This is a genomic window from Pseudoalteromonas sp. GW168-MNA-CIBAN-0100, from assembly GCF_040309225.1.
Classification (GTDB): Bacteria; Pseudomonadota; Gammaproteobacteria; order Enterobacterales; family Alteromonadaceae; genus Pseudoalteromonas; species Pseudoalteromonas arctica.
In genome coordinates this window covers 1-501 of the sequence record NZ_JBEOOL010000103.1, presented here as the reverse complement: position 1 = coordinate 501, position 501 = coordinate 1, and the positions used below count along the sequence as shown (strand labels likewise).

Here is a 501-nt window from a genome sequence, read left to right as displayed (position 1 = left end):
CTGTTTGATTTAGGCGCATGGAATAACCTAGGTATTGCTGATAAACAAGCTCTACAAGCCAGTGCACAGTACGATTTTGCCAAGCAAGATTTAATAGTACGTGTTGCCGATGGTTACTTTAATGTATTAAGTGCTATCGATAGCCTTGAATTTGTTAAAGCTGAAAAGCGCGCTATTGAACGCCAATTAGAGCAAACAAAGCAACGCTACGCGGTAGGCCTAACTGCTATTACCGACGTACACGAAGCCCAAGCTCAGTTTGATAACTCAGTAGCACAAGAAATTGTTGCCGGTAATGCCGTAGAAACAGCACGTGAACTACTGCGCGAAATAACAGGTAAGTACCACGCAAAACTTGACGTTTTAAATACCGAAACATTTTCAACTGTAAAGCCAAATAAACCCTCTAGCGACTTAGTTAAAGTGGCTGAAGAAAAAAACTTAAATTTACAAGTAGCAAAAGTCACAGTTGATATAGCTAAAGATCAAATTGAGCTAGCG

Annotated in this window: 1 protein-coding gene; it reads left to right on the top strand. The window is 40.1% G+C overall.

Annotated features, from left to right (window positions below):
- On the top strand, positions 1–501 hold a 501-nt coding region (locus AAEY62_RS20210), incomplete at both ends, for a TolC family protein (protein ID WP_350635957.1).